This window comes from Streptomyces pinistramenti (genome assembly GCF_020564935.1).
GTDB lineage: Bacteria > Actinomycetota > Actinomycetes > Streptomycetales > Streptomycetaceae > Streptomyces > Streptomyces pinistramenti.
The window spans coordinates 1-13,344 of the sequence record NZ_JAJCXB010000028.1; the positions used below are offsets into that span (position 1 = coordinate 1).

The 13,344-nt window shown below is 69.8% G+C and carries 10 protein-coding genes; 4 read left to right on the forward strand and 6 right to left on the reverse strand.

Features of this window, described 5'->3' with window-relative positions:
* Positions 1 to 68: 68 nt before the first annotated feature.
* From LIU39_RS19875 to ctaC, 3 genes are read right to left on the reverse strand one after another with little or no spacing between them, the layout of a single operon-like run.
* Positions 69 to 467: a cytochrome c oxidase subunit 4 gene (locus LIU39_RS19875; protein WP_227048124.1), complete on the reverse strand. Its 399-nt coding sequence runs from the start codon at positions 465 to 467 to the stop codon at positions 69 to 71.
* Entirely contained in the window at positions 464 to 2,200 is a 1,737-nt protein-coding gene (ctaD, locus tag LIU39_RS19880) for an aa3-type cytochrome oxidase subunit I (RefSeq protein WP_227048125.1), read from the reverse strand. Before ctaD ends, LIU39_RS19875 begins: the two co-directional genes overlap by 4 nt.
* Positions 2,197 to 3,159, reverse strand: coding sequence for an aa3-type cytochrome oxidase subunit II (gene ctaC, locus LIU39_RS19885; protein ID WP_227048126.1), 963 nt, complete (start codon positions 3,157 to 3,159; stop codon positions 2,197 to 2,199). Before ctaC ends, ctaD begins: the two co-directional genes overlap by 4 nt.
* A gap of 316 nt (positions 3,160 to 3,475) precedes the next feature.
* Between ctaC and LIU39_RS19890 the strand changes: the two genes are divergently transcribed.
* A complete protein-coding gene (locus LIU39_RS19890; RefSeq protein WP_227048127.1) occupies positions 3,476 to 4,882 on the forward strand; it encodes a cysteine desulfurase/sulfurtransferase TusA family protein in 1,407 nt (468 codons plus the stop codon).
* Between the two features lie 29 nt (positions 4,883 to 4,911).
* Here the strand turns inward: LIU39_RS19890 and LIU39_RS19895 are convergent, their stop codons facing one another.
* Positions 4,912 to 5,886, reverse strand: a complete 975-nt coding sequence (locus LIU39_RS19895; RefSeq protein ID WP_227048128.1) for a carbohydrate kinase family protein — start codon at positions 5,884 to 5,886, stop codon at positions 4,912 to 4,914.
* A 142-nt stretch (positions 5,887 to 6,028) separates the two neighbouring features.
* Here LIU39_RS19895 and LIU39_RS19900 point away from each other — a divergent pair, with 142 nt between their 5' ends.
* Both LIU39_RS19900 and LIU39_RS19905 read left to right on the forward strand, forming a co-directional pair.
* Positions 6,029 to 6,250: a hypothetical protein gene (locus LIU39_RS19900; protein WP_227048129.1), complete on the forward strand. Its 222-nt coding sequence runs from the start codon at positions 6,029 to 6,031 to the stop codon at positions 6,248 to 6,250.
* 147 nt (positions 6,251 to 6,397) lie between these two features.
* The gene (locus LIU39_RS19905) at positions 6,398 to 7,915 is read left to right on the forward strand and encodes a hypothetical protein (protein ID WP_227048130.1); all 1,518 of its coding nucleotides are present in this window, start codon (positions 6,398 to 6,400) and stop codon (positions 7,913 to 7,915) included.
* A gap of 97 nt (positions 7,916 to 8,012) precedes the next feature.
* Here the strand turns inward: LIU39_RS19905 and LIU39_RS19910 are convergent, their stop codons facing one another.
* Positions 8,013 to 8,369, reverse strand: coding sequence for a HesB/IscA family protein (locus tag LIU39_RS19910; RefSeq protein ID WP_227048131.1), 357 nt, complete (start codon positions 8,367 to 8,369; stop codon positions 8,013 to 8,015).
* 358 nt (positions 8,370 to 8,727) lie between these two features.
* On the opposite strand from LIU39_RS19910, the gene nadA reads away from it, so the two are divergent.
* Entirely contained in the window at positions 8,728 to 9,906 is a 1,179-nt protein-coding gene (gene nadA / locus LIU39_RS19915) for a quinolinate synthase NadA (RefSeq protein ID WP_227048132.1), read from the forward strand.
* 231 nt (positions 9,907 to 10,137) lie between these two features.
* On the opposite strand, the gene LIU39_RS19920 is transcribed toward nadA, so the two are convergent.
* Entirely contained in the window at positions 10,138 to 13,299 is a 3,162-nt protein-coding gene (locus tag LIU39_RS19920) for an efflux RND transporter permease subunit (protein ID WP_227048133.1), read from the reverse strand.
* Positions 13,300 to 13,344: the final 45 nt, after the last annotated feature.

The window sequence follows — 13,344 nt, forward strand, 5'->3', positions numbered from 1 at the left end:
GACCTTGTCCCCGGTGGTGAGCTTCACCGGCTTGGCGGGCCCGCCCCCGTGCGGCGCGTGGATCGCAGCTACTGCGTGCGGTTCTCGCCACGGTAGTACTCGAAGACCCAGCCGAAGAGGCCGATGAAAATCACCGGGGCCGAGAAGTAGATCAGCCACCAGCCGAAGACGACGCCCATGAAGGCGAGCGCACCGCCGACGGCCAGCGAGAGCGGCTGCCAGCTGTGCGGGCTGAAGAAGCCCAATTCGCCCGCGTCGTCGGAGACCTCGGCGTTCTCGTTGTCCTGTGCTCCGGCGTCCACCCGTCGGGCCGTGAAGGCCAGGTAGTAGCCGATCATGATGCACAGACCGAAGGCGAGGAACAGTGCGGTCGTGCCCGCCGGCTCCTTCGACCAGACGCCGTAGAGGATCGCTACGGCGAGGACGAAGACGGAGAGCCAGATGAACATCTTGCCCTGGATCTTCACTTGCCAGCCTCCTTGCCGCCGGCGAGAGCCTTGTCATCCGCCGAGCCGTGGCCGTTCTGGAGTGCGTCCAGCGCGGCGATCTCGGGGTGGTGCAGGTCGAACGCCGGGGATTCCGAACGGATACGCGGCAGCGTGAGGAAGTTGTGCCGCGGCGGCGGGCAGGAAGTCGCCCACTCCAGCGAACGGCCGTAGCCCCAGGGGTCGTCGACCTCGATCTTCTTGCCGTACTTCGCCGTCTTCCAGACGTTGTACATGAAGGGCAGCATCGACAGGCCCAGCAGGAACGAGCTGATCGTCGAGATGGTGTTCAGCGTCGTGAAGCCGTCGGCCGCGAGGTAGTCCGCGTAACGCCGCGGCATGCCCTCGACACCCAGCCAGTGCTGGACGAGGAACGTGCCGTGGAAGCCCACGAACAGCGTCCAGAACGTGATCTTGCCGAGCCGCTCGTCCAGCATCTTGCCGGTGAACTTCGGCCACCAGAAGTGGAATCCGGAGAACATCGCGAAGACGACGGTGCCGAAGATGACGTAGTGGAAGTGCGCCACGACGAAGTACGAGTCCGAGACGTGGAAGTCCATCGGGGGCGACGCGAGAATGACGCCGGTCAGACCGCCGAAAGTGAAGGTGATCAGGAATCCGATCGCCCACAGCATCGGTGTCTCGAAGGACAGTGAGCCCTTCCACATCGTGCCGATCCAGTTGAAGAACTTCACACCGGTCGGTACCGCGATGAGGAAGGTCATGAAGGAGAAGAACGGCAAGAGCACGCCGCCCGTCACATACATGTGGTGCGCCCAGACCGTGACCGAAAGGCCGGCGATCGAAATCGTCGCCGCGATCAGACCGATGTAACCGAACATCGGCTTCCGGGAGAACACCGGAATGACCTCGGAAATGATGCCGAAGAATGGCAGCGCGATGATGTACACCTCTGGATGGCCGAAGAACCAGAAGAGGTGTTGCCAGAGCAATGCGCCGCCGTTTGACGCATCGAATACATGCGCCCCGAATTTACGGTCCGCCTCCAGGGCGAACAGCGCGGCCGCGAGCACCGGGAAGGCCAGCAGGACCAGCACGGCGGTCAGCAGCACGTTCCAGCAGAAGATCGGCATACGGAACATCGTCATGCCCGGAGCGCGCATGCAGATGATCGTGGTGATGAAGTTGACCGAACCGAGGATCGTGCCGAAGCCGGAGAAGGCCAGACCCATGATCCACATGTCGGCACCGACACCCGGCGAACGCACCGCGTCCGAGAGCGGCGAGTACGCGAACCAGCCGAAGTCCGCCGCACCCTGCGGGGTGAGGAAGCCGGCCACCGCGATCAGCGAGCCGAAGAGGTAGAGCCAGTACGCGAACATGTTCAGCCGCGGGAACGCCACGTCGGGCGCGCCGATCTGCAGCGGCATGATCCAGTTCGTGAATCCGGCGAACAGCGGCGTCGCGAACATCAGCAGCATGATCGTGCCGTGCATCGTGAACGCCTGGTTGAACTGCTCGTTCGACATGATCTGCGTGCCGGGACGAGCCAGCTCGGCGCGCATGAGGAGCGCCATCAGGCCGCCGATGCAGAAGAACGCGAACGACGTGACCAGGTAGAGCGTCCCGATCGTCTTGTGGTCGGTGGTGGTGAGCCACTTGACCACGGCGATGCCGGGTTGCTTCTGGCGTACGGGCGGTGCTGCCGGGGCCGTATCGGCGGCGGCACCCTGGGGTTCGTTGAGGATGCTCACTTGTTCTTGGTCTCCGCGTTCCTGGCGTGATCCGTCTGCTTGATGCCCGACGGCAGGTAACCGGTCTGGCCCTTCTTCGCCAGGTCCTTCAAGTGCTCCCGGTACCTCTCAGGGGAGACGACCTTGACGTTGAAGAGCATCCGGGAGTGGTCGACGCCGCAGAGTTCGGCGCACTTGCCCATGAAGGTGCCCTCCTTGTTCGGAGTCACCTCGAAGACATTGGTGTGGCCCGGAATAACGTCCTGCTTCATCAGGAACGGCACCACCCAGAAGGAGTGGATGACGTCACGCGAGGTCAGGATGAACTGGACCGTCTCGCCCTTGGGCAGCCAGAGGGTCGGGCCCGGGTTGCCGGTCTGCGGGTTCCGCTCACCCGGAGTGCCGGTGTCGTAGACGCCTTCGGCACCGGCCGGGACGCTCTTCTTCCACTTGTCCGGGATTCCGGAGACGTCCTTGGAGTTCATGTTCGTGGTCGACTTGTCGCCGTCCACGTTCTCCATGTAGTTGAACGCCCAGCTCCACTGGAAGCCCACGACGTTGACGACGTGGTCCGGCTTCTTGGAAGTCTTGAGGATTGCGCTCTCATCACGTGCGGTGAAGTAGAACAGCACCGCGATGATGATGAACGGAACGATCGTGTACAACGCCTCGATCGGCATGTTGTACCGGGTCTGTGCGGGGACCTCCACCTTGGTCCTGCTGCGGCGGTGGAAGATCACGCTCCAAATGATGAGGCCCCACACCAGCACGCCCGTTGCGAGGGCGGCGGCCCAGGAGCCCTGCCAAAGAGAGAGGATCCGCGGTGCCTCGTCCGTGACGGGCGTTGGCATGCCGAGGCGGGGGAAGTCCTTTGATGTGCAACCAGTTGCGGTCGCCAGGACCAGGCCCGCAGCAAGCACCTGCGGCAGCTTCCGCCGCATCGGGCGCCGCGACGAGCGGTCGGAGCCGTTGGGACTCACGTAGCGCCTTCCCGAGAGTCTCGCCCGCGAGACCGGCTGCGGCCGTCTCGCTGGTCGGTCGCCGGCCCTGGCACGGGCAGGGGTTTGGATGTTTATGCGGACCAAACCCTACTGGACGCTATTTGGGGCCGCGCGGGGAGGGTGCCCCTCGCGGCGCGTCACTCGTCGAAGGGGTGGTCGCAGGCCCTTCGACGGGCCTACCCAGCCGCCGAATGCCCGCTCACACCAGGCATCTGACGCCGCGCCCGACACCCACGGATGCCCGGGGTTCCGGAGCCCGGCGCGGCGCCCCGGCCCGTCCTCTACCGTCTCGTACGTGCCCTACTTCGATGCCGCGTCCGCCGCCCCGCTGCACCCCGTCGCCCGTGAGGCGCTGCTCGCTTCGCTGGACGAGGGCTGGGCCGACCCCGTCCGGCTCTACCGCGAGGGGCGCCGGGCGCGGCTGCTCCTGGACGCCGCGCGGGAGGCCGCGGCGGAGGCCGTGGGCTGCCGGCCCGACGAGCTGGTTTTCACCCCTTCGGGGACGCAAGCGGTGCATTCGGGCATCTCCGGCGTGCTGGCGGGCCGGCGGCGGGCCGGCCGCCGGCTGCTGCACTCCGCCGTCGAGCACTCGTCGGTGCTGCACGCGGCCGAGGCTCACGAGGCGGCCGGCGGCGGCCGCTCCGAGATCGCCGTGGACCGTACCGGGCGGGTGGCGGCCGCGGACGTCGCCGCCGCGCTGGGCCAGGACGCCGCGCTGGTCTGCCTCCAGTCGGCCAACCACGAGGTGGGTACGGAGCAGCCGGTCGGAGAAGTGGCGGAGCTGTGCCGGGAGTCCGGGGTGCCGCTTCTGGTGGACGCGGCGCAGTCGCTGCCCTGGGGCCCGGTGCCCGGCGCGTGGTCGGTGCTGACGGCGAGCGCCCACAAGTGGGGCGGCCCGCCCGGGGTCGGCCTGCTGGCGGTCCGCAAGGGCACCCGTTTCTCGCCACAGGGCCCCCTGGACGAGCGGGAGTCGGGCCGCGCGCCGGGCTTCGGGAATCTGCCCGCGCAGGTCGCCGCGGCGGCCTCCCTGCGGGCGTTGCGGGCCACCGGGGAAGCCGGTGAGGCGGCGCGGCTGCGTGGCCTGGTGGACCGGATCCGCGGCCGGGTGCCCGAGCTGGTCCCGGACACCGAAGTGGTCGGCGATCCGGCCCGCCGGCTGCCGCACCTCGTCACGTTCTCCTGCCTCTATGCCGACGGTGAGGCCCTGCTGCACGAGCTGGACCGCGCGGGCTTCTCGGTGTCGTCCGGGTCGTCCTGCACATCCAGCACGCTGACGCCGAGCCATGTGCTGCGGGCGATGGGGGTGCTGTCGGAGGGCAATGTGCGCGTCTCGCTGCCCCGCGGCACGCGGGAGGCGGACGTGGACCGGTTCCTGGAGGTGCTGCCACGGGCGGTGCGGGCGGTGCGCGAGCGGCTGGGGGTGCCGGCGGGTGCGGGGGCCGCGCGGACGGAGGCGGCGGCCGGGGCGGGCGAGGCGGCCGGGCGGACCGTCGATGCGCTGGGGAAGCGCTGTCCGCTGCCGGTCATCGAGCTGGCGAAGGTGATCGGCGAGGTGCCGGTGGGCGCGACGGTCACCGTGCTGTCCGACGACGAGGCGGCGCGCCTTGACATCCCGGCGTGGTGCGCGATGCGCGAGCAGGAGTTCGTGGGCGAGCGGGAAGCGGAACGCGGCGCCGCGTTCGTGGTGCGGCGCCGCGTCTGACCTCGCGCTCCCCTGCGGGGCGGGGCCCGTCAGGCCAGGTGGGCCTGGATCTCGCCCGCGGCTTCGTGGCCGTACGCCTTGGTGAAGCGGTCCATGAAGTTGCTGCGGTGCAGCTCGTACTCCTGGGTGCCGACGGTCTCGATGACCAGGGTCGCCAGCATGCAGCCGACCTGCGCGGCGCGCTCGGGGCCGACGCCCCAGGCGAGGCCGGACAGGAAGCCGGCGCGGAAGGCGTCGCCGACGCCGGTCGGGTCGGCCTTGGCGTGCTCCTCGGGCGTGCCGACCTCGATGACGGGCTCGCCGACCCGCTCGATGCGGACGCCGCTGGCGCCGAGGGTGGTGACGCGGGTGCCGACCTTGGCGAGGATCTCCTCGTCGCTCCAGCCGGTCTTGGACTCGATCAGGCCCTTCTCGTACTCGTTCGAGAAGAGGTAGGCGGCGCCCTCCATGAGGGTGCGGATGGCGGGGCCGTCCATGCGCGCGATCTGCTGGGAGAAGTCGGCGCCGAAGGGGATGCCGCGGCTGCGGCACTCCTCGGTGTGCCGGATCATCGCCTCGGGGTCGTCCGCGCCGATGACGACGAGGTCGAGGCCGCCGACCCGCTCGGCCACGGTCTGCAGCTCGATCTGCCGGGCCTCGCTCATCGCGCCGGTGTAGAACGAGCCGATCTGGTTGTGGTCGGCGTCGGTGGTGCACACGAAGCGGGCGGTGTGCAGGACCTCGGAGATGCGGACCGAGCGGGTGTCGACGCCGTGCCGGTCGAGCCAGGCGCGGTACTCGTCGAAGTCGTTGCCCGCGGCGCCGACCAGGATCGGCGCGGTGCCGAGCTGGCCCATGCCGAAGCAGATGTTGGCGGCGACGCCGCCGCGGCGGACGTCGAGCTGGTCGACCAGGAAGGAGAGGGAAACCGTGTGCAGCTGATCGGCGACCAGCTGGTCGGCGAAGCGGCCGGGGAAGGTCATCAGGTGGTCGGTGGCGATGGAGCCGGTGACTGCGATACGCACGACGGGTCTGCTCCTGCGGATGCGGGATGGACGTGACGGACGTGAAGCAACGCTACCCGGTCGACGTGTCCCGCTCCCACCTGCCGAAACTACCCAATAGTAGGGCTTTCTTCGCAGGCCGCGTGATGCGTACCGTTCCCCCATGACCAAGACTGTGAAAGCCGTCACATCCCCGTCGCGCCCGTCCGCCGCCGACCCCGAGTCGCTGGACCAGCTGCGCGGCGACTGCGCGCGGATGGCGCCGCACTGGAAGGCCGTGCACCGTACCCCGCCGGCCGCGGGCCGCGCGTCGGATCTGCGCGGGATCGAGGTGTCCGCCGCCTCCGCCGCGCTGGTCGACGGCATGTCCGAGTACGGCGACTGATCCGGCTCCGGCGGCCGCCCGCCGGCAGGGGTGCGGCCGCCGGGCGGCACCCGCAGGGAACCGCCCGCACCCCCGGCCCGTCCCATCGGTGCCCCCTTCACGGAGGATGGCACGTCAGATGTCCAGCGGAGCCGAAGGAGCGATGCGGTGAACACCGAGGACACCCCCGATCCGGCACACCCCAAGGAGCGCAGGCGGCGCACCCCGTTGGTGGTCGCCTCGATGGCGGCCGCGGTGCTGCTGGCCGGCGGCGGGGCGTACTGGGCCTCGTCCGCTTCCGGCGACGGTTCCGGTACGGGTGCCGGGGCCCCGGGCGAGCCCCCGCCGCTCGCCCTCGACGGCTACACCGGCGGCGGGATCGCCGCAGGTGAGCCCAACCCGCAGGGCGCGAACTACCGCGCCGTGCACCCGTTGCCCGACGGGCCGGACGCGGCGCCGGTCTACCGTCCGAAGGGGCAGATCGGGCAGGACGCGGTGAAGCGGCTGGCGAAGGCCCTGGATGTGGCCGGAAAGGTCCGTTCGGAAGGCACCGCCTGGAAGGTCGGCGGGCTGACCCGGGACGCGCGCAGCCCGGTCCTCCAGGTGAACAAGAGCGGCGCGGGGTCGTGGACGTACTCGCAGTACGGCACCCCGGGCGGCACGAACTGTGCGCTGCCCGCGTCCCCCGACGGGAAGTCCGGCCAGGACAGCGGCTCGAACTCGCCGTCGAGCCGGCCCGGCTGCCCGTCGTACCGGGGCGGCCCGGACGCGACGACGGAGGACGACGGCAGCGGCAAGGGCGCGGTGTCGCAGGAGAAGGCGAAGCAGGCGGCGCGGCCGGTGCTGAAGGCGCTGGGCCAGGAGAACGCCGCGCTCGATGCGCACGGACTGTCCGGCGCGGTGCGGATGGTGACCGCGAACCCGGTGCTCGGCAAGCTGCCGACGTATGGGTGGCAGAGCGATCTGCAGGTCGGTTCGGACGGTCAAGTGGTCGGCGGCAGCGGGCAGTTGGCGCATCCGGTCAAGGGTGCGGAGTATCCGGTGCTGAGCGCGGACAAGACGCTGGAGCGGCTCAACTCCCGTGACGGGCGCAGCAGGCCAGGCGGCTGCGTGACGCCGCAGACGGAGAAGGGCACTGCCGGCGACGGGATCGCGCCGTGCGAGCCGGCGCCGACGAAGGCGCAGAAGCCGTCCGAAGTGTCCGGCGCGGTCTTCGGGCTCGCCGTGCAGTACGTGGACGGCGGGCAGGCGCTGGTGCCGTCGTGGCTGTTCACCGTGGAGCAGCCGGGCGGGAGCCAGGGCCCCGACGCGACGACGACGGTCACGCACCCCGCGGTGCAGCCGCGCTACCTCGCCAAGCGGGACGGCGGCCCGTCGAAGACCCCCGGGCAGCCGCACCGGCCCGCCGGGAAGCCCGGCGCGATGGCGCTGGAGGCGTACGGCGTCTCGGACGGCGGCCGGAAGCTGACGCTGCACTTCTGGGGCGGGGTGTGCAGCGATTACTCGGTGTCCGCCGAGGAGTCCGCGACGACGGTGAAGACCAAGGTGACCGGCGAGGACAAGAAGCCAGGCCAGGTCTGCGTCAAGATCGCCAAGGAGTTCACGAAGACGGTGACGCTGGAGAAGCCGCTGGACGGCCGCAAGGTGATCGACGTGTCGACCGGCACGTCCGTGCCCAAGCAGTAGCCGGCGGCGGCCTGCGGGGCCGCGGCATGACGAAGGCGGCGCTCCCTCACTCCGAGGGGCGCCGCCTTCGCCGTTCTGCCGTCTGCTCCCGGCAGCCTCAGCTGAAGGAGTCGCCGCAGGCGCAGGAGCCGCTGGCGTTGGGGTTGTCGATCGTGAAGCCCTGCTTCTCGATGGTGTCGACGAAGTCGATCGAGGCGCCGCCGAGGTAGGGGGCGCTCATCCGGTCGGTGACGACCTTGACGCCGTCGAAGTCCTTGACGACATCGCCGTCGAGCGAGCGCTCGTCGAAGAAGAGCTGGTATCGCAGGCCGGAGCAGCCGCCGGGCTGAACGGCCACGCGCAGCGCGAGGTCGTCCCGGCCCTCCTGCTCCAGCAGGCCCTTCACCTTCGACGCGGCCGCGTCGGACAGGATGATGCCGTCACTGACGGCGGCCTTCTCGTCCTGAACGCTCATCTACATCTCTCCCGGGTTGTACGGACCGCTTGTCAACGGATGCAACCAGCTGCAACCGAAGACGTCCCGGATTAATTCCGGCTGGGCGCGTGGTGTCGAGGGACCTCCCGGACGCGGCCGGCAGGGCTCTCATGACATTGCCTCTTCATGCTCGCACACCTGCGCACGGGGGCCCGTCGGCGTCCGGAAATCGGCCCGGTACGGATGCGTCACACCGACGCGATGCCCATCGTCAACATGACGTGAAGCGGCTATGATAGATAGCGTCAATTAGACGAAAAGGTTCCCGGTGCAAGCACCGGCTCCACTGGTGCGGCCGCGTCGCCGCGCTCACCGAAGAAAAGAGAGGGTGCGTGACGTGACCACCGCCCAGCCCCTGGACGTCCAGCCGACCCCGCTGGCCCTGCTGTTCCTCGGCCGCGAGGCCGACCCGAAGAGCGAGCGCGGCGTGGAGTGCCCCGGCGACCTGCCGGCCCCGTCCGACCCCGGCCTCGTCGAGCGTGCCCGAGCTGCCAAGGCGAAGCTCGGGGACAAGGTCTTCATCCTCGGGCACCACTACCAGCGCGACGAGGTCATCGAGTTCGCCGATGTGACCGGCGACTCCTTCAAGCTCGCGCGGGACGCCGCCGCCCGGCCGGACGCCGAGTACATCGTCTTCTGCGGCGTGCACTTCATGGCCGAGTCCGCCGACATCCTCACCGGCAACGGCCAGCAGGTGATCCTGCCCGACCTGGCCGCCGGCTGCTCGATGGCCGACATGGCGAGCGCCGAGCAGGTCGCCGAGTGCTGGGACGTGCTGACCGAGGCCGGGATCGCCGGGCAGGTCGTGCCCGTCTCGTACATGAACTCGTCGGCCGACATCAAGGCGTTCACCGGCAGGCACGGCGGCACGATCTGCACCTCGTCCAACGCGAAGCGGGCCCTGGACTGGGCCTTCGAGCAGGGCGACAAGGTGCTGTTCCTGCCCGACCAGCACCTCGGCCGCAACACCGCCGTCCGTGACCTCGGGATGTCCCTGGAGGACTGCGTCGTCTACAACCCGCACAAGCCGAACGGCGGGCTCACCGCCGAGCAGCTGCGGGACGCCCGGATGATCCTGTGGCGCGGCCACTGCTCGGTGCACGGCCGGTTCTCGCTGGAGTCGGTGGAGGACGTGCGGGCCCGCATTCCCGGGGTCAACGTCCTCGTCCACCCCGAGTGCAGGCACGAGGTCGTGGCGGCGGCCGACCGCGTCGGGTCGACCGAGCACATCATCCAGGCGCTGGAGGCCGCACCCGCCGGTTCGAAGTGGGCCATCGGCACCGAGCTGAACCTCGTCCGTCGCCTGGCGAACCGTTTCGCCGATCAGGACAAGGAGATCGTCTTCCTCGACAAGACGGTCTGCTTCTGCTCGACGATGAACCGCATCGACCTCCCGCACCTGGTGTGGACCCTGGAGTCGCTGGCGGACGGCAAGGTCGTCAACCGCATCGAGGTCGACAAGGAGACCGAGCACTTCGCGAAGCTGGCGCTTGAGCGGATGCTGGCGCTGCCGTAGCCACCCGACGGGCCGCCGCGTCCCCGAACTCCCGGGAGGCGGCGGCCCGTTCGTGCACGCAGGCCGGACGAGCGCCGGAATGCGCGCAGCCGTAGCCACCGTGTGCGCTCCCGACCCCCTCATGGCGGGCCGGACTCCGCGGTGCGCCGAACGGCTGCGAACGCCCGATGCCCCCGCGAGTCACGGCTCGCGGGGGCATCGTTTCCGGCTGGTTCCTTCCGGCGGTGCGGGTCAGACGCCCGCGGGCTCCCGGGTGCGGCCGTCCTCCTCGACGGCCGGCGTGCCGGTCTTCCCGGTGCGCTTGACCGCCTTCTTCTCCGCCCGGCGTTCCTTGCGCAGCTCGATGACCGCGTAGAGCGTCGGGACGAGGAGGAGGGTGAGCAGGGTGGAGGTGATCAGGCCACCGATCACGACCACGGCGAGCGGCTGGGAGATGAAGCCTCCGTCGCCGGTGATGGACAGGGCCATCGGCAGCAGCGCCATGATCGTGGCGAGCGCCGTCATCAGGATCGGGCGGAGCCGGTGCCTGCCGCCCTCGATGACCGCTTCGACGACGCCGTACCCCTGCGCCCGGTACTGGTTGATCAGGTCGATCAGCACGATGGCGTTGGTGACGACGATGCCGATCAGCATCAGCATGCCGATCATCGCCGGGACACCCAGCGGGGTGCCGGTGGCCACCAGCAGGCCGATCGCTCCGGTCGCCGCGAAGGGGATCGAGACGAGCAGGATCAGCGGCTGGACGAGCGACCTGAAGGTGGCCACCAGCAGCATGAAGACGATGGCGATGGCGGCCAGCATGGCCAGGCCCAGCGAGGAGAACGCCTTGGACTGGTCCTGCGAGAGGCCGCCGATCTCCGCGGTCGCGCCCTGCGGCAGCTTCAGGTCGCCGATCTTCTTCTGGAGGTCGGCGGTGACCGCTCCGGTGTTGTCGCCGACCGGCTTGGCGGTGACGGTCGCCGCGCGGGCGCCGTCGATCCGGGTCATCTGGACCGGTCCGGGGACCGTCTTGACGGTGGCGATGTCGCCGAGCCCGACCGGGCCGCCCGGCGTCGGGATGTCCAGCGCCTTCAACTCGGCGAGGGTGGTGGCCGGGTGGGCCGCCTTGATGACGACGTCGCGCTCGGTGTCGTCCAGGACCGCCTTGCCGCTGGTGGTGCCCTGCACGGCCTGGGCGACGGCGGCGCCGAGCGTGGCCTGGGTGTAACCGGCCGCCGCCGCCTTGGCGTTGGCGGTGACGGAGATCCTGGGCACGCTCTGCGAGAGGTCGCTCTGGACGTCGGTGACGTCGTCGATGCCCGCCACCGCGGCCTTGACCTTGTCGGCCGCCTCCTTGAGTACGTCCGCGTCACCGGCCTTGACGATCACGCTCAGGTTCTGGCTGCCGAAGCCGCCGCCCGCGGTGACGGTGGTCTCGCCGATGCCCTTGCCGAGCTTGTCCAGGCCCTTGCGCAGTTCGCCGGTGACCTGGTCGGAGTCCGCGTCGTCCGCCAGCTTCACCTGGTACGACGCCTGGTTGCTGCCGCTGCCGCCGCCGAACGCCGCCATCATGCCGGACGAGCCGACGGTGACCTGGTAGTCCTCGACCGCGTCCGTGCCGGCCAGCAGCTTCTCGACCTTCTTGGCCTGCGCGTCGGCCGCGTCCAGGCTGGTGCCCGGCTTCAGCTCCTGCTTGATGCTGAGGGTGTCCTGGCTGCCCTGGTCGAGGAAGTTGGTCTTCAGCAGCGGGCCCATGCCGAAGGTGCCGAGCAGGATGACGACGGCGATGACCACGCTGGTGACCCGGCGGCGGGTCGCGAAGCGCAGCACCGGCACGTACAGGCGCTGCAGCGGGCTGCGCGCCTCCTTCTCCTCGGCCTTGCGGCGCAGTTCCTCCGGGTCGCTGCCCTCGGGGATCTTCGGGGCGCGCAGGAACCAGTACGACAGGACCGGCACGACCGTCAGGGAGACCAGCAGCGAGGACAGCAGGGCGACCGCGACGGTCAGCGAGAAGGAGCCGAACAGGGCGCCCACCATGCCGCCGACCACGCCGATCGGGAGGAAGACCGCGACGGTGGTGAGGGTGGACGAGGTGATCGCGCCGGATACCTCGCGGACCGCGCTGAGGATGGCCTCGCGGCGCTCCTCGCCGTAGCCCAGGTGCCGTTTGATGTTCTCCAGGACGACGATGGAGTCGTCCACGACGCGGCCGATCGCGATGGTCAGCGCGCCGAGGGTGAGCATGTTGAGGGAGAGGTCGCCGGTCCACAGCACGATCAGCGTGATGACGACCGAGAGCGGGATGGAGACCGCGGTCACCAGCGTCGAGCGCAGGCTGAGCAGGAAGAGCAGGATGACGACGACGGCCATGATCAGGCCGAGCAGACCCTCGGTGGTCAGCGACTCGATCGACTTGGAGACGGCGGGGCCCTGATCCGAGACGATCGTGACCTGTGCCTTGCCGAGGTCCTGGCGGATCTTCGGGAGCTTGTCCTTGACCGCGTCGGAGATGGCGACGGCGCTGCCGTCCTGGTCCATCGTCACGGAAACGGACAGGCTGCGCTCGCCGTTGGTGCGGGTCAGCGAGGTCGGGGTGGCCGACTCCTGCTTGACGGTGGCCACGTCGCCGAGCCGGACGGCGTGGCCCGCGCCCGCGCCGCCGGCCGCGGGCGCCGGGGCGATGTTCAGGTCCTTGATCTGCTGGACGGACGTGAAGCCCGCGCCGACCTGGACCGTCTTGTTCCGGCCGTCCTCGGCGAACGAGCCGGCCGGCACCGACGTGCCGCCGGCCTCCAGCGCCTGCCCGAGCGCGGACGCGGACAGTCCGGCCGCGGCGAGCTTCTTGTCGTCGGGGGTGACGGCGACGATGCGGTCCTGGACGCCGCTGACGCTCACCTGCCCGACGCCGTCGATGTTCTTCAGGTCCGGCACGACGCTGCGGTTCAGCTTGTCGGCGAGCGTCTGCTGGTCCTGGTCGGCGGAGGACACGGCGAGGACGACGGTGGGAAGGTCGTCCGTCGAACCGGCCACGACCTGCGGGTCGACGTCCTTGGGCAGCTTGGCGCGGGCCCGGTTGACGGCCTGCTGGACGTCGGCGACCAGCGTCTTGGAGTCGTTGCCGTAGTCGAACTGCGCCATCACGACGCCCGAGCCCTCGCTCGCCGTCGAGGTGACGCCCTTGATGCCGTCGACCGCCTGGATACCGTCCTCCAGCGGCTCGATCACCTGCTTCTCGACGACGTCGGGCGAGGCTCCCTGGTACGGCGCCATCACGGACACCATGGGGAGATCGATGGAGGGCAGGAGCTGCTGCTTGAGCTGCGGGATCGCGATGGCGCCGAAGGCGAGCGCGACGACCGCCATCAGGGCTATCAGGCCCCGTTGTACGAGGCTGAGACGGGACAGCCAGGCCATGGGTGGGGTCTCTCTTCTGTTCTGAAAAGGTCGGCGGGAGGGCAC

What these genes read in the sequence shown, in the direction of transcription:
- LIU39_RS19900 (WP_227048129.1), top strand. Translation starts at nt 6,029, where the DNA reads ATGACCAAGACTGTGAAAGCCGTCACATCCCCGTCGCGCCCGTCCGCC.
- LIU39_RS19910 (WP_227048131.1), bottom strand. Translation starts at nt 8,369, where the DNA reads ATGAGCGTTCAGGACGAGAAGGCCGCCGTCAGTGACGGCATCATCCTG.
- LIU39_RS19920 (WP_227048133.1), bottom strand. Translation starts at nt 13,299, where the DNA reads ATGGCCTGGCTGTCCCGTCTCAGCCTCGTACAACGGGGCCTGATAGCC.